The organism is Paenibacillus sp. JNUCC 35 (assembly GCF_058269095.1).
The window spans coordinates 2,639,712-2,664,091 of sequence record NZ_CM177771.1 but is presented as its reverse complement, the minus strand read 5'-3'; the positions used below and the strand labels follow the sequence as shown (position 1 = coordinate 2,664,091).

The 24,380-nt window shown below is 49.0% G+C and carries 24 protein-coding genes; 6 read left to right on the top strand and 18 right to left on the bottom strand.

Features of this window, described 5'->3' with window-relative positions:
- Positions 1 to 7: 7 nt before the first annotated feature.
- The gene (locus AC2TF6_RS12325) at positions 8 to 1,324 is read left to right on the top strand and encodes a transposase (protein WP_491311249.1); all 1,317 of its coding nucleotides are present in this window, start codon (positions 8 to 10) and stop codon (positions 1,322 to 1,324) included.
- A gap of 71 nt (positions 1,325 to 1,395) precedes the next feature.
- Here AC2TF6_RS12325 and AC2TF6_RS12320 read toward each other — a convergent pair whose 3' ends face one another.
- The 3 genes from AC2TF6_RS12320 to AC2TF6_RS12310 all read right to left on the bottom strand — a co-directional run bounded on the left by AC2TF6_RS12320 (position 1,396) and on the right by AC2TF6_RS12310 (position 3,356).
- Positions 1,396 to 1,692 carry a hypothetical protein gene (locus AC2TF6_RS12320; RefSeq protein WP_491311248.1) on the bottom strand — a complete coding sequence of 99 codons (297 nt, stop codon included), beginning with the start codon at positions 1,690 to 1,692 and terminating at the stop codon, positions 1,396 to 1,398.
- Positions 1,658 to 1,918 carry a hypothetical protein gene (locus AC2TF6_RS12315; protein ID WP_491311247.1) on the bottom strand — a complete coding sequence of 87 codons (261 nt, stop codon included), beginning with the start codon at positions 1,916 to 1,918 and terminating at the stop codon, positions 1,658 to 1,660. The genes AC2TF6_RS12320 and AC2TF6_RS12315 overlap by 35 nt, the downstream gene beginning before the upstream one ends.
- Positions 1,919 to 2,108: 190 nt before the next feature.
- Positions 2,109 to 3,356, bottom strand: a complete 1,248-nt coding sequence (locus tag AC2TF6_RS12310) for an MFS transporter (RefSeq protein WP_376126116.1) — start codon at positions 3,354 to 3,356, stop codon at positions 2,109 to 2,111.
- Positions 3,357 to 4,047: 691 nt separating this feature from the next.
- Between AC2TF6_RS12310 and AC2TF6_RS12305 the strand changes: the two genes are divergently transcribed.
- On the top strand, positions 4,048 to 4,719 hold the full coding sequence (locus AC2TF6_RS12305; protein ID WP_376126113.1) for a GntR family transcriptional regulator: 672 nt from the start codon (positions 4,048 to 4,050) through the stop codon (positions 4,717 to 4,719).
- 288 nt (positions 4,720 to 5,007) lie between these two features.
- Here the strand turns inward: AC2TF6_RS12305 and cntE are convergent, their stop codons facing one another.
- The 12 genes from cntE to AC2TF6_RS12245 all read right to left on the bottom strand — a co-directional run bounded on the left by cntE (position 5,008) and on the right by AC2TF6_RS12245 (position 16,163).
- Positions 5,008 to 6,195, bottom strand: a complete 1,188-nt coding sequence (gene cntE, locus AC2TF6_RS12300) for a staphylopine family metallophore export MFS transporter CntE (protein WP_491311246.1) — start codon at positions 6,193 to 6,195, stop codon at positions 5,008 to 5,010.
- Between the two features lie 42 nt (positions 6,196 to 6,237).
- Positions 6,238 to 6,981, bottom strand: a complete 744-nt coding sequence (locus AC2TF6_RS12295) for an ABC transporter ATP-binding protein (RefSeq protein ID WP_491311245.1) — start codon at positions 6,979 to 6,981, stop codon at positions 6,238 to 6,240.
- Complete coding sequence (gene cntD, locus AC2TF6_RS12290; RefSeq protein WP_491311244.1) at positions 6,968 to 7,789, bottom strand: staphylopine uptake ABC transporter ATP-binding protein CntD; 822 nt, start codon at positions 7,787 to 7,789, stop codon at positions 6,968 to 6,970. The genes AC2TF6_RS12295 and cntD overlap by 14 nt, the downstream gene beginning before the upstream one ends.
- Positions 7,790 to 7,796: 7 nt before the next feature.
- Entirely contained in the window at positions 7,797 to 8,690 is an 894-nt protein-coding gene (gene cntC, locus AC2TF6_RS12285; protein WP_491311243.1) for a staphylopine uptake ABC transporter permease subunit CntC, read from the bottom strand.
- Positions 8,690 to 9,622 carry a nickel/cobalt ABC transporter permease gene (gene opp1B / locus AC2TF6_RS12280; RefSeq protein WP_491311242.1) on the bottom strand — a complete coding sequence of 311 codons (933 nt, stop codon included), beginning with the start codon at positions 9,620 to 9,622 and terminating at the stop codon, positions 8,690 to 8,692. The genes cntC and opp1B overlap by 1 nt, the downstream gene beginning before the upstream one ends.
- A gap of 55 nt (positions 9,623 to 9,677) precedes the next feature.
- The gene (gene cntA / locus AC2TF6_RS12275; RefSeq protein WP_491311241.1) at positions 9,678 to 11,282 is read right to left on the bottom strand and encodes a staphylopine-dependent metal ABC transporter substrate-binding lipoprotein; all 1,605 of its coding nucleotides are present in this window, start codon (positions 11,280 to 11,282) and stop codon (positions 9,678 to 9,680) included.
- Positions 11,283 to 11,307: 25 nt separating this feature from the next.
- Complete coding sequence (locus AC2TF6_RS12270) at positions 11,308 to 12,624, bottom strand: opine metallophore biosynthesis dehydrogenase (RefSeq protein WP_491311240.1); 1,317 nt, start codon at positions 12,622 to 12,624, stop codon at positions 11,308 to 11,310.
- A gap of 27 nt (positions 12,625 to 12,651) precedes the next feature.
- On the bottom strand, positions 12,652 to 13,446 hold the full coding sequence (locus AC2TF6_RS12265) for a nicotianamine synthase family protein (protein ID WP_491311239.1): 795 nt from the start codon (positions 13,444 to 13,446) through the stop codon (positions 12,652 to 12,654).
- 27 nt (positions 13,447 to 13,473) lie between these two features.
- Complete coding sequence (locus tag AC2TF6_RS12260) at positions 13,474 to 14,307, bottom strand: histidine racemase CntK family protein (RefSeq protein WP_491311238.1); 834 nt, start codon at positions 14,305 to 14,307, stop codon at positions 13,474 to 13,476.
- A gap of 294 nt (positions 14,308 to 14,601) precedes the next feature.
- A complete protein-coding gene (locus tag AC2TF6_RS12255) occupies positions 14,602 to 15,204 on the bottom strand; it encodes a sugar O-acetyltransferase (RefSeq protein WP_491311237.1) in 603 nt (200 codons plus the stop codon).
- Positions 15,205 to 15,235: 31 nt separating this feature from the next.
- The gene (locus tag AC2TF6_RS12250; RefSeq protein WP_491311236.1) at positions 15,236 to 15,670 is read right to left on the bottom strand and encodes an aminoglycoside phosphotransferase family protein; all 435 of its coding nucleotides are present in this window, start codon (positions 15,668 to 15,670) and stop codon (positions 15,236 to 15,238) included.
- Positions 15,579 to 16,163, bottom strand: coding sequence for a phosphotransferase family protein (locus AC2TF6_RS12245; protein WP_491311235.1), 585 nt, complete (start codon positions 16,161 to 16,163; stop codon positions 15,579 to 15,581). Before AC2TF6_RS12245 ends, AC2TF6_RS12250 begins: the two co-directional genes overlap by 92 nt.
- 217 nt (positions 16,164 to 16,380) lie before the next feature.
- On the opposite strand from AC2TF6_RS12245, the gene AC2TF6_RS12240 reads away from it, so the two are divergent.
- On the top strand, positions 16,381 to 18,621 hold the full coding sequence (locus AC2TF6_RS12240; protein WP_491311234.1) for a PQQ-dependent sugar dehydrogenase: 2,241 nt from the start codon (positions 16,381 to 16,383) through the stop codon (positions 18,619 to 18,621).
- A gap of 103 nt (positions 18,622 to 18,724) precedes the next feature.
- On the opposite strand, the gene AC2TF6_RS12235 is transcribed toward AC2TF6_RS12240, so the two are convergent.
- Entirely contained in the window at positions 18,725 to 19,468 is a 744-nt protein-coding gene (locus AC2TF6_RS12235) for a DUF4184 family protein (RefSeq protein WP_491311233.1), read from the bottom strand.
- Positions 19,469 to 19,537: 69 nt separating this feature from the next.
- Positions 19,538 to 20,305 carry a class I SAM-dependent methyltransferase gene (locus tag AC2TF6_RS12230; RefSeq protein WP_491311232.1) on the bottom strand — a complete coding sequence of 256 codons (768 nt, stop codon included), beginning with the start codon at positions 20,303 to 20,305 and terminating at the stop codon, positions 19,538 to 19,540.
- Between the two features lie 266 nt (positions 20,306 to 20,571).
- Here AC2TF6_RS12230 and AC2TF6_RS12225 point away from each other — a divergent pair, with 266 nt between their 5' ends.
- From AC2TF6_RS12225 to AC2TF6_RS12215, 3 genes are all read left to right on the top strand, one after another.
- Entirely contained in the window at positions 20,572 to 21,456 is an 885-nt protein-coding gene (locus AC2TF6_RS12225; protein WP_491311231.1) for a pentapeptide repeat-containing protein, read from the top strand.
- Positions 21,457 to 21,819: 363 nt separating this feature from the next.
- The gene (locus AC2TF6_RS12220; protein ID WP_491311230.1) at positions 21,820 to 22,395 is read left to right on the top strand and encodes a sigma-70 family RNA polymerase sigma factor; all 576 of its coding nucleotides are present in this window, start codon (positions 21,820 to 21,822) and stop codon (positions 22,393 to 22,395) included.
- Complete coding sequence (locus AC2TF6_RS12215) at positions 22,385 to 23,440, top strand: hypothetical protein (protein WP_491311229.1); 1,056 nt, start codon at positions 22,385 to 22,387, stop codon at positions 23,438 to 23,440. Before AC2TF6_RS12220 ends, AC2TF6_RS12215 begins: the two co-directional genes overlap by 11 nt.
- 212 nt (positions 23,441 to 23,652) lie before the next feature.
- On the opposite strand, the gene AC2TF6_RS12210 is transcribed toward AC2TF6_RS12215, so the two are convergent.
- Positions 23,653 to 24,354: a class I SAM-dependent methyltransferase gene (locus AC2TF6_RS12210; protein ID WP_491311228.1), complete on the bottom strand. Its 702-nt coding sequence runs from the start codon at positions 24,352 to 24,354 to the stop codon at positions 23,653 to 23,655.
- Positions 24,355 to 24,380 lie beyond the last annotated feature (26 nt).

Below are 24,380 nucleotides of genomic sequence, written 5' to 3'. Positions count from 1 at the left end.
GTTTGACATGCAAGTTTTATTCGATTTGGAACCTACCCAACGTTTTAATTCGGTTTTATCCGGTATTGACATTCATCCAATCCTAGATGTTGTGATGAAAAGGTCGCGATTTGGACCAAAACAATCACTTAATTACTCCGCGATGATCTATTCGTTGATTATTCGAATCACGGAGCGTATCCCATTCATTAAGGACCTTGTGAAGCGTCTTTCTACGGATTTACGATTTAAGGTTGATTGTGGATTCTTAGTATCGGATGAGATTCCATCTGAAGCTTCCTATTCGCGTATGATCACGTTAATTAGTGAATCAGACGCGTTAGAAATTGTTCAAGAGCGTCTTCTTCTCCAGGCAATATCGGAAGGATTTGTCTCAGATGAAACGATAGCCATTGATGCAACCCATGTTGAATCACGTGATCGCGCTCCATCCAAAACAGAAAAAGTTAAAAAGGAACCTCAGAAAAGAGGTCGTAAAAAGAAAGAAGAACGTGAACAGTGGCTCCTTGAGCAGGCTGAGAAAGAAGCTAATCTTCCACTCTATGAGAAAACAATTGCAGACCAACTGGATGTACCACTCGAGGAACTTCGTTCCTCTGTACCCACTCAACCTGAATGGGGTGTGAAGAAGAATAGCGAGGGAAAGAATGTCTTTTGGTTCGGATTTAAGTGCCATCTAGCCGTTGGGACGAAAAGCCAATACATCCTTCAATCGCTCTTTTCTTCTGGTAGTCTTAACGATGGAAAAGCTGCAATCCCTTTATTGAAAGGGGTCCACGCCCGTTTACCTTCTTTAGAAATCAAGAGGACGACAATGGACGCCGATTATGACTACTACCCTATTTATGAACAAGTTCATCGTATCGGGGCCCAGTCTGTCATTGCTTATAATAAGAAAAATGAGCCTGAACCAATAGGCTTTGATAAGTACTTCGCACCAACATGTGTGCGAGAGCATAGTTATCGTTACGACAGCTATGATGCAAAATATGAAACATTAAAATATACACGGCCAATCGAATGTAAAGAATGTCCATTAGCCCGCGACAGCCTTTGTCAAAAGGTTTATAAAAAGAAAGTTACAGATGACCTGAGACGCTACACGGTACCGGCAAGAGGCTCGATGAAATGGACTGAAATCTATAAGGAACGAAGTGCCGTTGAGCGCGTAAACGCCTATCTTAAAGGTTATTTTCTATTGAATCAGATTTACCATTGTACAGGGAAGAAAGCTAAAGTCCATTTTGATTTGGTTCATCTTGCGTACAACGCCTGCAAACTGGCAGTTGATCGGCTTTCCCAACTACAACTTTCTGTAGCATAATTAGCTATTTCATTCGTTTTTTTAAGGAATCATCGAAATTCTGTTTCTTTATGATTTTTTAAAAGTGCGCATTATGAAATTGATTCACTTAATATAAAAAATACATCAATAAATTGAGCAGTACTGTCACATATTACTTGATAATTCAGAATCATCAATATTAAGCACTCCACATGCGTCATCTGTGGAAACATATTCACCGGCTGCACCCATTCGATCTGGTAGCCGCCGCGGAGCAGCGTTTCGCAATCCTTGGCCAGAGTGGCCGGGTTGCAGGAGACGTACACGAGCCGCGCGGGCCTGGCTTGGAGAATGGTTTGCAGCAGCGACTGTTCACAACCTCCACGGCGGGTCAACGACAACGACATCGGGCTTGATGCAGCGCCCGACCCATTCCGGCAGCAGCTTCTCGGCGCATCCCTCGAAGGAATACGCTGCACAAACTGCTTGGAATCCGGCAGCCAGTCCGTAGCGGTTATGAGTGTAAGCTGTAAGCTGTACATGCCCCGTCACTTCGCCGACACGGGCGACGACTGTCCACACCACACCTTCTCGTGTACGTTCATTATAAGCGGGAATCTGCAATTCCGTCATACTGGCTTTTACCTGCTCAATCATCTGGTTAACGACAGGATGCTGGACGGCACATCCGCTAATATCGATCAAACGGTGCGAGCCGGAAGCGTAAAGGCCTCTTATGATTTTTTTATCCTCACGCCCTGCCGGCCAACTTCTTCTTCCGGCTATCCGGGCGAGCGGGACATCATGGACAGCATAAATTAAGTTAAGATTGAGCAACAGAGACCTGCTGCGCTTCTTTCTTCACTTTTTTGTCCGACGGCAGGAAAATCGTCAACAGCCCCAACAGCGGCAAGTAAGCGCAGCATTGAATAATGAAATCAATACTTGTTGTGTCGGCCATGTTGCCGAGAATGGCGGAGCCGACACCGCCTAAACCGAAAGCAAGCCCAAAGAAGATCCCGGAGACAAGTCCTACTTTGCCCGGCAGCAGCTCGTTGGCATAAACCATAATAACCGAGAAAGACGATGACAAAATTGTGCCAGCCAAGAAAATCCAGATGATTGAGAAAGTCAGATTGGAATAGGGCAGCATCAATGCAAATGGCGCGGTGCCCAGGATCGAGAACCAGATCAGTTTCAGCCGGCTAAAGCGGTCTGCCAGCAAGCCGCCAAGCAGCAAGCCTACAACGTTAGCCGCCAGGAATACGAACAGAATGATTTGCGCCTGCCCCATCGTGACACCGAAACGGTCAATGACAAAGAACGAATAATAGCTGCTGATCGCCGCAACATACAAGTTTTTCGAGAATACCAAAATCATAAGAATTGTAATCGCAAGCACAATACGGCCGGTTGATAACCCGGTTGGACTCACTTGACTTTGTTTTGTTTTGGCGCCGGCAGCATCAGCTGGAACCAATTGATTTTGATACCAGCGGGCCACATAAAACTGGGCAAAAAAGCCTACCGCAATCACGATCGAAAGCCAAACGAGCCCTTGCTGGCCGGTAACGACAAACCAGACAGCAGTCAGCACTGGAGCAATCGCTTGCCCCATAAACCCGCCAAATTGAAAAATCGAGGAGGCTGCTCCTTTTTTATCGCCTGCTGCCAGAAACGACACGCGTGCCGACTCCGGATGGAAAATAGCTGAGCCAAGTCCAATCAGCATAACGGCGAACATGACAACCCAAAATTGATGCGCATAAGCAAGTGTGATGACGCCAAGCATTGTAAACAGCATGCCGAACGGCAGCATCATCGGCTTAGCCTTGTTGTCCGTGTAAATCCCGATCAGGGGCTGCATAATGGCTGCAGTCAAATTGATCATTAGTGAAATGAGACCGATTTGAGCAAAATTTAGGGACAATGACGATTTTAAAATCGGGAACAACGACGGGACAATAAACTGAATCGTATCATTCAATAAATGCATCATGCTGATCGTCAGCAAAATGGGATAAATCGTCTTCGCGGCAATTGATGCCGGTTGTATGGTTTTTGTTGCCATTGCAAACCTCTCCTCGTATAGTAGTGGCTTCTCACTCCAGAGAATGAAACTCATTCTCTTAAGATGGCTGACATACAGCCCTTTTTGTGAAAATCATATTATTCTCTCCTTCATCCCCTCCCATTAAAAAACTCCTGCCGTCCAGATACGCAACACGCGTATAAGGGACGAAAGGAGCGAGTATTCTTCCGCGGTACCACCCATAATTGCTGCATACATACACAGATAGTTCCGCGTACTCAGTACAGCCACTTCCAATCGGCTAACAGCCGATCAACGGCACAGTAACGTGCGCCACTCCGATTTCCTCTAATCGTTGACTGGTTCAAGGAAATAGCTCCGAGGCGAGTTGGCAGTAGGGTTATGACGATGCTCTCAGCTTCTGCACCGATCTCTGTACATAAGAGCCTCTGCCTGCTCCTCATCATTGCTTCATGTTGTTTGAATGATACAAGAACAAATCTTTATCGTAATATATTGCATATTATATTTCGAATATCTCCTAGACGCAATCTTTTTTTGCGATAAAAATAAAGCTTTTTCTCTTTTCTCTTTCATTGCCGCCCCTTAAGCGCTGTTTCTAATGCTCTTTCAATTGCTTTCAGCTGCAAGATGCGATATATTAAAAATCAAAATATTATGGAATAATGACTGTTGTTTTTGTCTATCAAGGATGAAGAGGATGAATGGAATGCCAATACCTGACAATTATTCGACACCAGTCCGCTCTACAGCCAAAGATCGGACATTGTCACAATTGCAAAAATGGATTATTGACGGCACGCTGCAGCCTGACGAAAAGCTCAATGATGCCGAACTTGCCGCTGCGCTGGGCGTGAGCCGGACGCCGGTTAGAGAAGCGCTGCAATTGCTCGAAGCACAGGGACTCGTCCAGATGTTTCCCGGCAAGGATACGCGAGTGACCCGGATCGACAAAGACGATATTCATAAGCCGTACGCCCCCCTCGTTGTACTGCACGCATTGGCAGCCGAGATGGCGGCCCAACTGATTCAGCCGGAACAAATCGAACAATTGCGGGAATTGAATCAAGCATTTACGAAGTGCATTCTTGAAAAGGATCTGTATCAGGCGCTTGAATATGATGAGGAGTTTCACAACCTGATTGTAGAAATCGCAGACAATTCGTATATCACGTCCTTTTGCTCTTCGCTCCAATTGCATATCCGCCGCTTTAAATATGTGTTTTTAAACCATCCAATCGAACAGACGCAAACGGCCGTTCAAGAGCATGAACAAATCATTCAAGCGCTGCAGGATCGCGATTCGGCAACAGCCGCACGCATTATCAAGCAGAATCTGTCCCGGCCGCTTGACGAGTTTCATAAGCAGTTGCATGAATAATACGGTTGAAACTTAATCGATTAAATACAAAAAAACCTCCCTTAATCGCAAACAAGCTGTCGTCATGAAACGACTTTGCGATTGGAGAGGTTTTTTTATTTATAAACACTTGCTTTCAATGCTATATAAGTTGAATTATTGAATCACTTATTTAGAATCTAACACAAAGACGATCGATGATGGACAAGGGATATTACATGATCTATTGTCAACGCAACGATTTTACCGATTTCCGTAAGACCATCAATATGTTTCTGGGAGCCAATTGTCATAGAAAGACCTTCAAGTTTATCCTGAGCGGGCAAAAATCTTACGTCGATCATAAGCAAAAAAGATCATCGACAAACCTAAAATCGCGCAAATCAGATACATAAACGAGTACGAAGAAAGATCCGCGACGGGGCCCATAACGACGCCGCCCAGTGAAACTCCTAAATCGGCCGTAGCGATAAATAAACCGAGTAGCACATTGCGATCATGTTGCGGCAATACAAAAGTCAAATACGTGGTCAAGGTCGGATAAAGCAGGGCCTGAGCGATGCCTGTTAAACCTGCGCCGACATAAAAAAACACCGTTCCGCCGGCTGCAGAAAAGCTTACACATTGCGCTCCTGCGGCTAAAATCAGCATAATCGCCATCATAAAAGACGAATGCCACTTTCCGTCCGAAGGAATTTTCTTCCTAAGCACAAAACGCGCTGCCACTACGGCCGTCGCCTGAATCATCAGATAAATGGCCGCGTTGCCGTTTTCGATCTGCATGGCATATAGGGGAATAAAGGTTGTCACCGCTCCGAATACAAGGGAAGCTGTCAGCATCAGAACGCTGCATTTGAATAAATGCGGGTTTTTAACCAGATGGCCGAAGGAATGGAGCATCTTGGCGCCATGCCCGGGCTGACCCGCAGCGGGTTCGGCCTCTTTTTTTTCCATTCCGGCACTATAACCCACCACTCCGGTAAGAATGGCAATCGTAATCATGGCCGCTATAAAATAACGGTTATCCGCTGTATGCCACATACCCACAGCCAGCAGAGGCCCCATAATATTCGGCATGGAAGCGCATAAGGAATACATCGAGATGCCTTGTGACCGGTCCTTATCCGGCAGCGCGTCTATAATACCCAGCTGCAGGGCCATGGAGAAAAAAGCGGTACAGACCCCTTGCAGCATACGGGCGGCGAAGTATCCTCCGAGCCCGGTAAACGTGTACAGGAGTAAGGCGAACCCGTTTATAACTAGAATCGTGCGCAGCACTTTAATCGGACCATGCTTGTGAATCATATGACCCGCCCAGGGCCGGAAAAACATGGTTGTAAATAAGTACGCCCCCATAATGATCCCGATCGTTGTATTCGTGGCCCCCAGCGATTCGCCCTTCAAAGGGATGATCACGTTTAAAATGGAGTTGGCGCTGAAATACAGCAGAGTCAACATATACAGCCTCAGAAAAGGCCAGGACAAAGCTCCTTTCACCGTTCTTGCTCCTTCCCGAATTCTCTCTGTCTGCCCATAACGCTAGGTAATGATCATCTGCAATAATTTCTTTGCATACGCGGATTGAACGTCTTTTAAGTGTGCGATGTTCACCGTTTCTTCGATCCGGCCCTGTCGCATGAAAACGACCCTGTCGCAAATATAGGCGGCAGCCTGTATGTCATGGGTGATGAAGATGTAGCCCATGTTGTAAATTTCCCTCAATCTTTTGAGCAACTGAAGCACCTGGATTTGAACCGAACCATCCAGCGAGCTGATGGCTTCGTCCAGCAAAATACATTTGGGCTCGGTTGAAACGGCTCTGGCTATGCACACCCTTTGAGCTTCTCCGCCCGATAATTCATGGGGGTATTTTGTTCGATAGGACGAGTCCAGTCCGACTTGATGCAGCAGCAGATCAATCTTGCCTGAAGCCTCTTTTCGGGCTTTGTTTTGCAGCTTCATAGGTTCCATAATAGCCTGCTCAACCGTATAAAACGGATTAATGGAGGAGGTATAGTCTTGAAAAACAGCGCTGATGTTCCCCCGTCTCGCATTCCGCTCCCTTATCCTTTTTCCCTCGAATAAAACGGTTCCTTGATCCGGCTCCTCAATCCCTATGATCAGTCGGCCCAGTGTGGATTTGCCGCTTCCGCTTTCTCCGATGATGCCCAAACATTCCCCTTGCCCGCATTCGAAGCTAATGTTTGCTAACACGTTTTGTTTTTTCTTGGAAAATAAGCCGCCCGTTTTGTACGATTTCTCGACACCTTCAATCCTCAGCACGGCCGACGCCTCCCATTAGGTTCCTAAAATGATGATTCAGCGAAAGCTTTGAGGCTACCAAATAGCGGGTATATTCGTGGCGTGCTCCAGAGAAAATGGCCGGAGTCGGCCCTCTTTCCACCACTTCTCCTTCTTTCATAACCAGCACCTCATCCGAAAGTTTTCGGACGATGCCCAGGTCGTGCGAAATAAAAATCATGGAGCACCCCATTCTCTTCCGCAATTGCGCAAACTGTTCAACGACCTCGAATTGGGAGATCGTATCAAGTGCCGTAGTCGGTTCGTCCGCGATAACGAGTTCGGGTTCCAGCACAATAGCCAGCGCAATCATCACGCGCTGAAGCATGCCCCCCGAAAGCTGGTGCGGATACTTGTTCATCACCGCTATCGGATCTTTGAGCATCACGCTTTCCATGGCTTTTTTCATCTTCGCCGTTATTTCGTCGCGGCTCCAGCCGAAATGTTCGGCAAGCGTTTCTTTTAAATGAACCCCGACCACACAAGAGGGATCGAAGGCTCGCATGCCGTTTTGCAAAATCATGCAGAGCTGCTTTCCTCTTCTTTTTCTCATTTCTTTCTCGGGCAGCTCGCTTAAGTTTACTCCGCCAAACAGAATGTCTCCGGATTGGCGGATATTGGCTTTAGTCAATCTCATAACGGCCCTGCAGGTCAGAGACTTCCCGCTTCCGCTTTCTCCAACGATGGCCAGACAGCTTCCCTGCTTTACATGAAAGGAGCTGTTCGGGATAATCACTTCACCGGTCAGGCTATCCCAAACTTTTAAATTTTTCACTTCTAAACTATTCATGACCGGATTAAGCCACCCCATTTCCTTGAATCGCCGTACCGGCAGCGACGGTCTGGCCTTGCAGCTTTGGATTGGAAGTCCTTAATTTAGGATCTAACGCAGCTTGGAGCGCATCGGACAAGAAGTTGACAGCCGACACGACAAGAACGATCGCTAAACCCGGCGCTAACATAAGTTCCGGCTTCGAGAACATGACTTCCCTTGCTTCATTCAACATCATGCCCCACTCTGCATTCGGAGCTTGAACGCCTAAACCGAGGAAGGAGAAGCCGGATAACTGCAAAATCATGGAACCGAAAGAACTGCTTGATAGAACGGCAATGTCGGGAAGCGCGACGGGCACAATATGCTTGACCATAATTTGAACGCTGCCGGCGCCAAGCGCTTTAGAGAACTTCACATAGTCCGCTTCGGCATATTGCATGACAGACGTTCGGATGACGCGGGCAAACCATGCCCATTTCGTACATACAAACGCGATCAATATATTTTCAAAGCCTACGCCCACAATACCGATTACGGCCAAGATCATGACATAACCCGGAAAAGAAAGCATCACATCGCAAATTCTCATCACGACGGCATCTGTTCTTCCCCTGAAATACCCTGCAATAAAGCCAAAAAAGGCACCAATCCCTACCGTTAAGATCAAGGCGGCCATCACCCAAAGCACGCTTGGACGGATCCCGTAAATTAATCTGGATAAAACACATCGCCCCAGGTGATCGTTGCCTAACAAATATTCCAGCGACGGACCCGCAAACCGAAGATCCATATGCACTTCCCCGGGAGCATGCGGCGCAATCAGAGGGGCAAAGATCCCGGCAGCCATGGTTATAACGAGAATGAATAAAGATAGGACAGCCGGCTTGTCTTTCACGATCGATTTAAATCGTTCCATTACATCCCCTTCCTTAGTTTGGGATTCATCGCCGCAAGAATCATGTCCGACAAGGTATTGAACAGAACGAAGGCCGCCGCCAACACAAGGACATAAGCTTGGATGATCGGGAAATCCCTGCTTAGAATGGATTTGACACTTAACGTCCCCAGCCCGGGCCACGCGAACAGGTTTTCTACAACGACCGTGCTTCCCAAAATAATGGGGATGGCCATACAAAACACGGAAATGGCCACCTGAAGCGAATTTCTTAGGATATGCATCGTTATTTTCCTTTCCGGTAAACCGCTTGCCCTGCCGTACAACACATAGTCCTCGTTCAACTGGCCGATCATGGAGCTTCTGACGATCCGAAAGTAAATGCCTGTGTAACTGATGGTAATCACGGTAACCGGTAAAATGTAACTTTGGAAGGAGTCCATGCCGCTTGTCGGGAGAAGATCCAGATGGACGGAAAAATACCACACCATGAGCGACGCAAGCCAGTACGACGGCATAGAAGTCAGCAAAAACGAGACCCCTCTAACCGATTTGTCCATCCTTTTCCCTTCTTTCCATGCGCAGAGCACGCCAAGGACAATAGATAGGACAATAATGGCAGCCATCGAAACCAGCGTCAGCTTTAATGTATTCAGAAAAGCGGGGCCCAGCAAGGACCAGACCGGTTTTCCCGTAACGTACGAATGGCCGAAATCGAGCTGCAGGCAGGCAACGACCCAATTGAAATAACGGATTAGAAACGGTTGGTCCAGTCCGAGCGCCCATTTCGTTTCCGCGATTAATTCTTCGGTTATATCCGGCACGCCTTGCGCGTGCAGGACCACTTCGGCTGGATCCAAAGGAGACAGATGATTTAAAACAAACGTTAAAAAGGATATGATCACAAGCAAAGGAAGCGATAGCAAAACTCTTTTGAGGATATAACTACCCATAGCCATCTCCTTTTTTGCACATGGCACCAAGGGTATCCCTGTACAATTTATTTAGCTACTCAAAGTACATTCGCTCAAACGGCAGCTCGTATTGCGTTTGCTTAAACGAGATCCCTTTCAAATTTTTGGGAGCCAGGACGGTGACGTTGCCATTGGTGATGGGGATAAAGACGCCTTCGTCATGGACAAGAGTTAAAATATCCGCGTATAACGATCTCCGTGTCTTCTCGTCGGCGGACACCATCACATCATCGATGTTCTTGTAGAGTTCGGCCGCTTTCGGTATGCCTTTGGTTGTATGCAGATAAGAGCTTTCCGATGTAAAGGCGGCAATTGTACTTTGCGGATCGTAGGCGAGCCCCCATGTTTGATTGAACAGCAGATCATAGTCTCCCGTGGCTCTTCTTTTCGCGATAGAAGAAGATTCTTCGCCGATAAGGTCCAGCTTAGCCCCAATTGTTGTCAACGTATGTTGAAGGAATTCAGCCTGCGTTTTTTGGGAGGAAGAATTGACGTCGTAGTAAAGCTTCATGGCTAACGGGTTTCCGGCTTTGGTTCTGACTGCTTTGCCGCTCTCCAGGCTCCAGCCCGCTTCTTCCAAAATCTTTTTCGCTGTTTCCGGATCGTAGCCCCGCTTCTTCAAATCGACGTCCGCATACGGGACATTGGAGGAAAATAGAGTGTTAGCCGCCGTTTCCATCCCGCTAAAAATTTGCTTGCTGACGGTTTCCCGGTCAATGGAATACCAGATGGCCTCGCGTACGGCCTTTTCATGAACGGGGCCTGATTTGCTGCTGTTGGCAACGATCATTTTCGTATTCATCGCTTTACTTCTGACCAGCTGGAAATCACCCGATTGAACTAACCGATTCATCGCTTCCACATCAATGCTGTCCGCGCCTCGATCATCCGTAAAGACAAAGTTGACTTCACCCTTTTGCAGCGCCAAAAATGTCATTTCCCCGGCCGGAAGAACTTTCGCCGTAATTTTCTTCACTTTAGGCGCGCCGCCCCAGTAGCCTTCATTGGCTTCAAAAGTGGCGTACTGTTCGGTTTTATGTTCCTTGAGCTTATAGGGTCCGGTGCCGTTGTATCCGTTCACCCCATCCTTTGTCTCCCCGTTAACGAAGTTTTCGGGCGAGATGAATACGTAAGGCCGGGTCATCGACAATTCCAGTAAAGTCGGATAGTAGGGCTCCGATAGATTCAATTCCACCGTAAACTCATCCAGCACATTACAGCTCACGATCTTAGTGGAAAGTTTGATCCAGGAATGCTTGCTTGCATTTTTTTGCACGGCTTCGATATTCTTCTTCACAGCCTCCGCGTTAAATGGTTCTCCGTCGTGAAAGGTCACATCTTTTCTCAGATGAAAGGTGTATGTTTTCCCGTCATTTGAAGTTTCCCAAGACTCGGCCAGCAGCGGCTTGATTCCGTTTTCCGTATTTTCGACTAATGATTCGTACACCATTCCTTGCGCCGGCATTGAACCCGTGTACAAATGGGGATTCATATCGTTGATATCTTTTGCCGTGGCGTACACCAGTTCTTTGCTTCGTTCCGTGGACCCCGTATTCGTGTTCTTCTCGCCGGCGCAGCCTGCCAGCAGTGCAATGGAAATCATTAAAGCAGCTAATAAACCCGCTATTCTTCTCGTCATGTCGTCTCCTCCAGTATGCAGCGTACTAATTCTTCTTTGTTCCCAACCTGGTCTCTATTTCACTGCGTATCCTCTTCAAGTCTTCTTCAAAACTCTGGACGGTGAATGCATCCGACAACAACTCGTCCTGCAGCCTATGCCGGGCCGCTTCCTCTATTTTCCGCTCATAAGTTGCAATGAATGTATCGATCGTCGGACAGCTTGAATCTACATACCTCGCAATGCCTTGTATGATTTTTATTCGGTAGTAATCTTCCTTGGGCATGCGCGGGATGTCCCAGTACCCTTCATGGTTGACAAAGATTTGCCGAATGGGGACTGCCGAGAAATCGAAATATTTCCCATCCTGATCCGGTTCGGAGAAAGGATCGATTAACAGCGATGTATACCGGATGTATACTAAATACTCTTGATGGATCGTTTCGAAATGAAGGAAGTTTTCGATCTCATGACGCGATAAGCTTTCCGGCCGCACCGGATAATTATCGTCTGTCATGAACTTAAGCAAGTTAAGGCCGTCTATATTTAGCTTGCGGATAATGGCCGTCATCTCTTTCCAACAGGCCACCATATCGCGGATTAAACCGGGTGTAATGGGACCTTCGGGAAACATTTTGTATACAAATTTCTTGGGGGCCGCTTCTCCGAATAGAACATTTAACGAAAAGTCATTCATAAACAGAGGCGGATGGACATATAAGGAACTATTTCTCGTTTCCGCTTCGAATGGAGAACCCATGATTTCCAAGGTTATACCCAGTTGTTCATACAACGTACGGAGCTTCGTCACATTACCAGATGGAGCCTTCGTCGAGCCAATGAACACTTTTTTCTTGATTCCTGTCGTGATGACCTGATCGGACGGCTTGTCGTGCCTCCAGCGCGTATCGCCAAGATAGGTGGAAAAGCTAATAATTTCCGCATCCGCACGAATATCCGTCATATAGTGGCGGATTAAGCTGTTTGAACCGAAGGTCGGGGAAATTAAGACCACACACCTTACTTGCTGCAAAAGCTGTTCATGGATTTGTTGGAGTACCCCTATGTATGCATCCGCCGTAACGGACAAGATCACGGTATCCCATCTTCCCGTAATGCTCTCATATCCGTGAAAAACATCATCGATGACGCACTCGCCCTGCAGCCGCCGGTGCTTTTCATTTTGAATGTCTGCGCGGATACGCCGGTTGCTCTGCTTGAGCGCCGCAAAGAAGTGTTCGGAACGAACGGACTTTCGACCGGCGATTCCTACGCGGCAGTTCGCATATTTTTTTAGCAGTACGGCCAATTGAATCGAAGCGGGACCCGTTCCCAGCACTAAGACTCGTTGAAAATCACCCATCTGACCCTTCCTCTCCCAAAATGAAGCCTATGCTTTTTGATACAAAGCGATATCAAACACGTGATCGGGACGCAAAACGGTTTCAACCAAGCTCCATTTGCGTCTGTTCACCTCTTGCATGGGGTAATTGAATAAAGATTTCAAGCCGCCGCCGTATCTCATGGCCACAATCACATGCCGATTGGTTAGCCGATCCAATTGGTCCAGCAGTTCGTATTTATTGGCAACCGTTGAGCTGAATATGATGTGAGTCACCTCTTGTATACCGTCCAGATGCTCTACGAACACGTTCTCCAGCCTGATTTTCAATCCGCTTCCCAACTCCTCTACAACCCTTCTTCCGAGTTCTACAGCCTCCCTGTCAATATCAATGCCGACCACTTCCGCACCGGTTTGCTTCGCTATGTACAATGGCGTCATGGGGAATGAACCCGAGCCCACCAACAACACTTTCGAATCCGCTGTCACTTGAAAGCTTCCAAATTCTTTCTCGATGCATGATTCTATATTTCGGAAATACTCCGTCCGTTCCGTGTCTCCATTCAACAGCTTCCATGCACGGTATTTTTCCATAATCGCGACACAAAACGCCGACGTCTTCCTCAAATCTTCCACTAGCCGGGACATATGTCCGGGATCTTGCAGGTTCAGATGTTCCCATGATTCTTCGTTAGCCTCGTTCGTAATAAAAGCGGAATAGTCATCTAAAATCGCTTCTAACTCGGCGCTTCGCTGAACGGTACCTTCGTAACGATCTGCTAAATGCGTAAATTTCGCTTGAAATCCGGTTAAAGTTTGTAGAAATTGTTCGTGCGTATGCATACCTTCACTCCAATCCGATTCAGGTTATTAAACATCAACAAAAGCTCTGCCTTGGGCTACAATTCCAACGGATCCTTCAATGGTGAGGCTTGTTACCTCGTCTTCCTCCCATTCGGCCATGACAGTTATGGTGCCGCCGGGCTGCTTGATTTGCGCAGAAACGGCCCCCTTGTGTTTCCAAGACAGGAAGGCACCCAGTGAAGCCGTGCCGGAGCCGCACCCTCTTTCCCAAATCATGCTGTCCAAGGGAGGGACATAAATGAGCGGAGCCAATTCGTCCGAATGACTCTTGAATAACAAAATGCCGATCACGCTGGCTTCCAAAGTCGCTCCAAGCAGCTTCGCCAAGGCCTGTGCCCGATTTCTCACGGTCTCATTGAAATGATCGACTTCGATCACAATATGTAGAAAGTCAGGATATCTCACCGTGACAATATCCAAGTCATCGCCTTCAAACTTGATTGTCTTCCGATCGATTTTTTTGGGCACAGGCATTGCAAGCCGGCACACATACTCTTCCTTGACTTTTTTCACCTGACAGGTGACTAACTGCTCCGTTCCGGAAGCTTCGAGGACAATTTCCATGAAATCGTCAGGATTCATTCCTTTTTCAGATGCTAGAAAAGCGGCTAAGGACATGCAAGCATTCCCGCAAAACTCACCTCCCGCCATTCGTAAATTGGCATCGGCTTCATAGCTGCCGGGTTTTTCGATGAAGCCTACTTGTTCGGCGTACACACTGTCGTAGGACATCATTTTAGCGGCGATGGGCTTATAGTCCTCAGCCAGGTGATTCGTTCTCACAAGAATGGTCATATTCTGTGTGGGATTGCATTTCACAAAGTCGATTTCACGTTTCATCAGACAACTACCCCTGGACCGATTTTTTTAAAAAAAATGTAGGATTACGTCGCTCGACCGAATTTAATCGTAATCGTAACGATTATCATTATCATACTCACAATGCAGGAAAGCGTCAATAATAAAAAAAAAGATGCCCAAATCGGGCATCCAAGGTTTCGTTTTACTGAGTGAAGCGATAAAGGATTGCCGCCTCTGCTTGCGGCGCTTCCGAAGAAGAAATGCGGCCCGTACGATCCGGCAAACAGGAAAAGACCGCTTCCGCGGAAGCAGTCTTTTGCAGCGGTTCCGGCTTTAGGCGTCCCGGAACTGGTTCCTGTCGTCCTCTGTGATCGGACGAAGGACGCGGCACGGATTTCCCGCGGCAATAACGTTTGCGGGGATATCCTTCGTAACCACGCTCCCCGATCCGATAATCGTATGGTCGCCGATCGACACGCCGGGATTGAGTATCGCCCCGCCGCCGATCCAGACGTTGTTGCCGATCGAGATCGGGAGCGCGTATTCCACTTCATTCACTCTAAGCTCCGGATGAATGGCGTGGCCGGCAGTAAATACGCTCACATTGGGACCGATCAGAACGTTGTTCCCGATCGTTACCCGATTGCAGTCGAGCACCGTTAAATTATAATTGGCATAAAAATTTTCCCCCAGCGAAATATTGTATCCGTAATCGCAGCGGAACGGGGGTTCTATAAAAAAGGCTTTGCCCGTACGTCCAAGAAGCGGACGGAGCAGTTCGTTCCGTTTCTCGACTTCGCCGGGACGCAGCGCGTTGTAATCGAACAAGACTTCCTTGGCGTGCTGCCGTTCGAGTAGAAGCTCCTCGCCGAAAGCTTTATAGGGTTTACCGGCTAACATCTTTTGTTTCTCAGTCATAGGCTGCGGGGCCGTCATCGTGTCTGAACTCCTTTTTGTTTCGAACGTTTTAGTTCCGGAACTTCCTGTAATGATTGCTGTACCAGCGCGGAACGGACGTCTGAAAATAATCATAATCCTTGAACGTTTGCAGACAACGCTGCTGCATCTGACTTACTTCATCTCTATTGTTGAATTTTTCGGCCCAATTGATTAAACAAAGCGCCGAATGGGCGGCATAAACGGCCAGCACGTCCCATAATTGAACCGGCGGCTCGTTATTGAAATAACCGTCCACCTGGCCGACGGAAAACGGTATGCTGACTTCGACGTCGAAATTTTGTATTTTGTAAAATTCCTCATAGCGGTCGCCGCAGTTCCATCTGTTAAAATCGATCACACCGACTTTACCCTTATCGGACAAGATCAGATTGCCGACATGAAAATCCCCGTGCTTGTACACGGGCGTGCAGAGGATGGATCTTGTACAAATTGTTTCGTACATAGTCGATTGCGGGTTGGTCGTTCTCCACCCGGACTGAACTTTTTACGTAAGTGTCCAATTTACGCAATTTATGGATTTTCTTATCCTCCGCGGGGATGTCTTCCGGGTTCACGGGTATGGCATGCAAAGCTTTTAATATCCTGCCCGTTTGCACGCCGATTGCATATTGTTCCTCCTCCGGCAGCTGTTTCAAAGCCTCTCGCAATGCAAGTCCGTCTACCCAGCTCAGCAGCATATAGACACTCCGGTTGTCATTGCAGAAGCCGAACGAGACCGCTTCCGACATCAGAATATCCAGCTTATTAAAGATCTGAATCATCTCAAACTCTTTCTTTTTGACGTCAAACATGTGGCTACCCGTGATTCGGAGCAATAATCTTGTTCCCTCGTGATTTTCCACATAATACTTTTTATCTTTCGACCAGCCTTCTTCGATTTTTTTGATGAGCCGCCAATTCGGATAATCCGGGATATCTTCCAAATGTTTGTTCATTTAGTGCCTCCTGGGATGTACCGGTATCATTTTCATTCTAACATGTTTACCGTGAGAGCCAAAACGCTAAGCGTTTACATTTCGTATATATACCTTTTACTGGGATTTATGGTAAAATGAATTGCGAAAGTATAAGCGCTTTAACTTTCGAAAGGAGGATCGCCTTCGTCTATAAGCAAACCCTTAGTGCCATTCCAAAACAAAAGGACGTGTGGGAATGATTATGCATTGCAAACAGGTTGCTTTAAGTCTCTGCTTTTGTCTTCTGCTTGCTTTAATACCCGTACCGGGAACGGCCAAGGCGGAAAGCGTGCCGGCTCCCTGGAAGCAGCAAAACATCGGTTCGCCCGCTCTGGCGGGCAGCGCCTCCTATGACCCGGGTGCGGGCCGTTTTGAAGTCAGCGGCTCCGGCACGGATATTTGGGGCAAATCGGACCAGTTCAATTTCGTCTATCAGCCCTGGACGGGAGACGGCTCGATCATAGCTCTCGTTTCCTCGCAGACGAATACCCACGATTTCGCCAAAGCGGGCATTACGATCCGGGAAACGCTGAAGCCGGATTCCAAACATGCCGATCTGCTTCTGACGCCTTCCAACGGATTCACGTTCCAGTATAGAACGGAAACCGGCGGCGCCTCCGAGAGCGAGAAAATCGCTTCGACCAGCCCGGCGTGGGTAAAGCTGGAGCGCAAAGGAAACGTCATCCGGGGGTATGTGTCCAACAACGGATTGAACTGGGGCGACCTGGGGACGCTTACTTTAAAGATGAACGCTTCCGTGTTTGTCGGCCTTGCCGTCTCCAGCCATAACACTTCCAAGCTGAGCACCGCCACGTTTACTAATGTGACGGTAAACGCGGCGGGCGATGTGTTTCCGCCGACCGAACCGACGAACGTTCAGGCCAGATCCGTAACCGATACGTCCGCGGAAATCGCCTGGACCGCATCGCTGGACGATGTCGGTGTCACCGGCTACGATTTGTACAAGAACGATGTTTTGACCCAGGCGAACGTTGCCGGTACTTCCTATACCTTTACGGGCTTGAAACCCGCCACCACTTACCGGTTTACGGTAAAGGCCAGGGACGCGGCCGGAAACAGCTCGGCAGCCAGCGCTCCTCTGTCGGTGACGACAACCAGCGGGTCCGATACGGAAAGCCCCGCCGCTCCAGCCGGACTTGCGAGTTCAAGCAAAACCTCCACGTCCGTCCAGTTAACCTGGACCGCAGCGACGGATAACGTAGGCGTGTACGCCTATGATATTTTCACGGACGGGAAATTGTCCGGCAGCACCGACAAGACCTCGTTTAACGTGACGGGGCTTACCGCCAATACCTCCTACAGCTTTACGGTGAAAGCCAGGGATCTTGCCGGCAATGTGTCCCCCGCCAGTAAAGCGCTATCGGTTAAGACGAACCCGGCCTCTTCGGAACCTTACACGCCCGAGGTCGTCGCTTCCAATCTGGAAACGCCGTGGGCGGTCGACTTCGCGCCGGACGGCCGGATTTTTTTCACCGAACGCAACAGCGGAAGAGTGCGAGTCGTCGTGAACGGCCAGTTGAAATCCGCACCGGTCATTACGCTGGGATCGCCTTTCTACTACATGCCCAAGAGCGAGGGCGGTCTGCTGGGACTCGCGCTCGACCCGGATTTCGCCAACAATCATTATATGTACATTTACCATTCCTACAAGACCTCCGACAACAAAGTCGCCAATCGGGTGGTCCGCCTGATCGAAAGCAACAATACCGCCAAAATCGACAAAGTCCTGATCACGGATCTTCCCGGGGCAGTGTATCACAACGGCGGCCGTCTCAAAATCGGCCCTGACAAGAAGCTCTATTTCAGTGACGGCAACTACGGCAACAAGGACGACACCCTAACCTATCTCGGAGGAAAAATATTCCGGCTGAATCTGGACGGCACGATCCCGTCCGATAATCCGTTCGGCGCTTCTTCGCCGATTTACAGCCGGGGGCACCGGAATCCGCAAGGATTGGCCTGGCAGCCCGGAACGAACCGGCTATTCGAGTCCGAGCATGGAGAATCGTCCAAAGACGAAATTAACTTCATTCAACCGGGAGCCCATTACGGCTGGCCGCAGTACGAGGGCGGAAATCAGAATCAACCGGGCATTACGCCGCCTCTCCTTTACGCCAGCGGGACTACTTGGGCGCCTTCCGGCATCGCGTTTGTGACCAAAGGGCCGTGGGCTGGGGATCTACTTGTCACCAACTTGAAGGGCAAACAGATTATCCGCATGACCGTCAAGGAACAGAACGGCAAGCCCGTCATCGACAGCGGCAGCCTCAACTATTTGTACGTCAATAAATACGGCCGCATCCGCGACATAGTCGAAGCTCCGGACGGCTCGCTTTATTTCGTGACCAGCAACAACGGGGATAAGAACGGAGACGGAACGCCCGATAAACTGGTTCGATTGGCGCCTAACTTTTAAACCTTGCGAGTGAATGAGAAAAAGAGCGGGATCTCCCGCTCTTTTTGTTCTTTCTGCCTCTTTTTTAAATCCGCCTAACGGCGGGCTTTTCGTTGAAACCGGTTCAACCTCGGCCGTTCCTGCTTACGCTTTTGCTAAAAAACAGGCAGGCCAGAAGAACGGCAAGCATAAGGGAGCTAATGGCCGGAACGACAAGCTGCAAAAGAAGCTCCAGCCCTTTGCCGTCCACTACGAAAACAGCCGCTATCGCAAAAATCAAGACAAACAGGGCCAACACGGTAAACCAGAAAGGCTTGCCGGAAACCCGTGATCTCTCCGCCGCCGAGACGCATAAATGCCGATGTATCCACCAGGCCGTCCCGATCAGCCCGATCAGCGTGCTTCCGTGCTGCGCCGCTTTGTATACGGGAACTTCCAAGCTTCCCGCCGTTATCGTTCCGCCGAGGAAGGAGATATGGTTGACCAGCCAGGCGCCTTTGTGCGTGAATTGGTCCCAGATCAGGTGGGTGCCGGTGCCTGCCAAGCCCAGAACCGCGACCGTAAACCAGCCTTTAAAAGTAGCGGGAATTCCGCCTTCCCTTCTCCAGCGGTAAGGAAACCGGCCGGGCAAATAATCGTAAAGCGCCGGCTGGACAGCAGTTTCGAAGAGCAGAAACAGCAGGAGGATCATCGGAAGATTAAAAAACACGATCCCCGCTCCATGGTGGCTCCAAACACCGGTGGCCCGGAACCGGACGAAATATTCGAAATCCGGAGACATGCACCCGATAATCAGAGCGGATACCGGAAGTGTCGTTTTGTTCCACCACGGCATAACCGCCACGGGATGCGCGAACGTAAAAGGCATGCCACTACTCCTGTCATGCAAAGATTTAAGAAATCGGGAAGGCCTTCCACTCAGGAAGGCCCCTGTTGTTTACGCAAGCCGGGCTTTTATAATGAAGCGGTGCTGTGTCGTTTCAAAATAACCCTTTTCTCCGATAATCCGGTGAATCTCGTACAACTTCTCCAGATAGAGGTTCTGCTCAAATCCGGGAACCTGCCAAGGTGTCGCATTCAAATAATAAATCAAGCTGCCGATATCGTAAAATCTTTGCGGAATGAATTCTTCTTTGCCCGTTACGATGTCAAAGCCGTTTGCCCTTAAACCTTCCACTGCCGCATCCAAATTCCAGCCGCTGAATTCTTCGTTCAGCGGAACGCCGAAATATTCATTCAGCTCGCGGCAGTCCAGCCCGCCCGACTGCTGAGTCAGAAAAATACCGTCATCCGTGATGATTCTGCTCATTTCTGCCGGGCAGTAGATTTCGTGTTTGTTTAGAATCAGATCGAACTGCTTGTCTGCAAAAGGCAGCTTGGAATCCTGCCCGAGCTCGATCTGAATCACTTTAACCCCGAGCGGCTCCAGTCTTTGCCTGGCTACGGGCACATTGGGTGCGTAGCTTTCCGTCGCGTATACCTGACCCGGCAGAGGCCCCAGCATAGACAGGATCTCTCCCCCGCCTGTTCCCATATCCAGCAGGGTACCTGCGCTCCGCACAAGCGGAATAGCCAAGCTCCCGTAAGACCAGGAAAGCAGCCCGCTGTCTATACGCCCCGTTCCGGTCATAGATGTGAAATCCCACCCGGTGAAATCCTGTTTATTGCCGTTTACGAAATCCAGAAAAAGTTTATCCATTGTCATCGAATACCTCCCGAACTCATTTTTTAGTAATCATCTAAATGAGCCACATGCGGAGGATCTCTTATTTTCAAGTTTAGGAGTTAGGTCTCATGCTCCAGCAAATTTTGCTTCACGCCTGCTTTTCCTCCTTCAAAGGTATGCTGCGCCTGTCCAAAACAGCCGCTATTTTGGTTTATAAGAAAAAAATCCTTTCGCTCCGGGCGTACCTGCCTTTAAAATGGAGGTTGTTGCTATATACACACGGTTATACGAAGGGAGTATTTACCATGTCTCAACCTCATGAAAATCCGGAAACGGATTCCTATAAAAGCCCGCAGGGGCTCCTGACCGACTGCGAGAAATGCTTCGGCCTCTGCTGCGTGGCACTGCCATATGCGGCATCCGCCGACTTTGCGAAAGACAAGGACGCCGGTCTGCCTTGTCCCAATCTGCGGCAGGACTTCCGGTGCGGCATTCACACCAGCCTGCGCCAGAAGGGCTTCAAAGGCTGCACGGTCTTTGACTGCTTCGGCGCCGGACAGAAGGTGTCTCAGGTGACTTATGCCGGAGAAGACTGGCGCCGGGTCCCCGGGTCCGCGAAGCAGATGTTCGAGGTGTTCCCGGTTATGCGGCAGCTCCATGAGCTTCTCTGGTACTTGTCCGAAGCGCTGACTCTCCAGCCCGCCCGTGCCGTACACGGTGAGCTGCGCACCGAGCTGGAGGAGACGGAACGCCTGACTTTCCTCGCCCCGGAAGCGCTTCTGAAGCTTGATGTCGCCGCACACAGGGGGAAAGTCAACGAGCTTCTTTTGCGGACGAGCGAACTCGTCCGCGCCGACGCCGCAAGCCGCCGGAAAGGCGGCACACAGCGCCGCAAAGTCGGCCGGAGAGCCGACCTCATGGGGGCGAACCTGAAGGGAGCCGATCTGAGCGGCGCCAACCTCCGGGGGGCGTACCTCATCGCCGCCGATCTCCGGAACGCCGATCTGAGAGCGGCGGACCTGATCGGCGCGGATTTCCGGGACGCCAATCTCGGCGGAGCCGATCTGCGCGGGAGTTTATTCCTCACGCAGGCCCAGCTCAATGCGGCGAAAGGCGATGCGCGCACGAAGATTCCGGCAGCGCTCGTTCATCCCTCGCACTGGTCCGCCGCAGGACATGAAATGAAATGACCGGACGACAAGTGCGATTTGACGAGGGTGTGAACCTTACATGTAAACACCGGAGCAGTCAGATTTTGGACCCGTGTTACGGAAGACAATTGCCGTGATCCGGATTTGGCATGTACTCCCATCTGATCTCTTTTACATTATAAGGGTCCCGCCGACATTGTGGCAAAAATATACACTAAGGACTGTTCGATAGTTAAAAAGCCGGGTTTTCCTACTTTAAGGAATCCGGCTTTTGTATTCTCTTCTTCCTGATCTAAGTCCGCCGATACTCAGCCGTCTGCAAAAAAGAAATAAAGAACCGAACCTTTTTTCGATAGAGAGACAATATAGGGTGTAAGCTGCTTACTCAGGAGGGCCCTCTGAATGCAAAGTGAATATATGTACCAATTGCTCACAAAAATGAAAGATGGTGATCAACAAGCGTTTCACGCGTTGTATGACGCCACCTATCAGAACGTCTACCGGACAGTTTCCTTTCTGGTGGATCATCGGCAGGATCGGGAAGATGTCATGAATGAGATCTATATGCAAATGTGGACCTCACTTGCCAACTACGATACGAACCGGCCTTTCCACTTCTGGCTGCACGGCTTGGTCATCCGTCAAGTGCAGAGATTTCGGGTCAAGAGCTGGCGGAGATTCCGAATTTTTGAACGCATCCGTGCCTTCACACGGGAGGAATCTCATTGGGATGAACCTGCCGTGTTGATGGATGGGACGAACCAAATGATATCGCAGGCCATCCAAAAACTGACCGACAAACAGCGAACGGTGATTGTCCTCCGCTTTTTTCATGACTATACGCTGGAGGAAATCGCGACATTGCTCGATATTCCGCTGGGTACAGTCAAGTCCAGATATCATGCCGGTCTTCAGGCGCTTCGAAAAAACGTATGGAATCTCCCCCCGGAAAGGATGGAAAAGATCAATGACTATTGAACGCAAAATCCGTGAACATCTGCACGAAGAAGCCGAAACGATGGAGTGCCCTCCGGCTATTACCAGACGAATCGAACAATCCTATTCAAACTATTTGCAACGAAAAAGGAGCGAAATAACCATGAAAAAACGATTAATCGGCGGAATAGTTGCTGCTGCGATTTTGATTCCAACCGCGGCCTATGCGGCCCCTACTTTGATTGAAATGCTAACGAGAACACCAATGACTGCCGAACAAGTCAAGGTGGATGAGGTTGCCAAAGCAGCACTTGAGAAGCTGTACAACGCATTTCCCGAAACAAAATCGTTTGAGATTACCGAGGCAAGCAGCGTTCAAGGCGTCCAAACAAGCATCATCCTGCAGGAAAAAGGAGGAACCGGCAAAAAGATTACCCTTCATACCAACGCCGTTACGGGTGCGATTGAACACGTGATTCAAGAGAATTGGGAGCCTAAGGAGAAGCCGCTCACCGCTTTAACCGATCAGGAAATCAAGTCGAAGACAGATGTTCTGATTGATAAACTGTATGGCAGCGTCAAACAGTATGAGTTTGCTATGGAGCAAATGGAGAATCCGGATCAAAAAACGTTTATGTTGAATTATAGCAAAAAGGGTTCAAAAACACCGTTCTACCAGGTATTCGTTCAGGGCAATACGATCAGTGCTTCTTTGATCGGAGGTGAGACTACACCTTCAACCATTCAAGTAGAAGGTTTCTTCTCAAGAGATGGTAAGCCCGATTACTTTGCCGACGACTTTTTAAACGATGCCAAACTGTTTTCTTTACTAAAAATCAGCCCGACAGAATTAAAACAAGAACTAGCAAAAGGCAAATCGGTTGTGGAAGTGGCCGCATCTAAACATGTCTCTAAACAACAAGTGATTGATATCATCGCAAAAACACAGGTTGATGGGCAAATTCAAGGTGAAAAGAATGGCGACGTTCCTCCAGGCAATCGCTCAATTGAACAGATGTTAAAAGCTATTGAACCAAAAGTATTACAAGTGATTGAGCACAAAAATGAACCATCATCGAAGAAATAACTAGTCAAGGCGGATGAGGTTACTGTTCTAACCTTACCTCTGCACGGTGACCCGTAAGATGGACACTTTAAAAAAAGTGCCCCTCCTGCGGGTTACTTGTGTTTGGAGTTATTTCCCGTTTCCCGGTAAAATCCGCTTTTTACGGCCAGCTTACCATAAACGTATGGAGTGAACCCTCGTTCACGATCCTCCCCATTGTTAAACTACTTCGATCATTTGCTTTCTTGATCGTCAGGCGCTTCGAATCGCAGTACATACGCCTGCTCGTAAGCATATTGAAGATGGTCGGCCACACGTTGGTACCACCTTTTACCCGGAGACAAATCGAGATACCATGTCGGTATCATGCGCCGGATGCCGACACGGAATCCCTCTTGAAAGAACTTTTCCGCTATATGGTCGAGGGTATGCTCCTGCATGGGGATGGAGGCGTTGCTGTTGATCCGCTCTTGGATATAGGGCAGACTTGGATTTTCGCTGTAATCGGCGAAGGTAGCATAATAGACCCCTCCCGGCTTTAGCGCTTTCTTCATCTTCCTCGCATGTTCTCCGAGATCGGGAATCAGATACAGCACCGCTAAACTGAAAGCCAGATCAAATCGTCCCTCGAATTGCTCCGGCTCCGCCGTGGCCACATATTGAATCGGCAGATCGCCTTTACGGCTATTGGCCACCTCGACCGACTGGCGTGCCAGATCGGTACCGATACCTTCCTTGAATGGTCTCTGCTCGTAGAGCAGCCGGAGGAACCCCCCCTGATTGCAGCCAAAATCTAGTACGCTGCACTGCGAGAGGTCTTCTTCCGGGATAAAGCTGAGCACCCGTTTCCAGTGGGGGATATGATCGTTCTCCATCCCCTGGTCACCCTCTTCATGATGCTTCCACCAAACATCGTACAGAACATCCTGATTCAATCGCTTTTCCTCCTCGTTTCAACTGA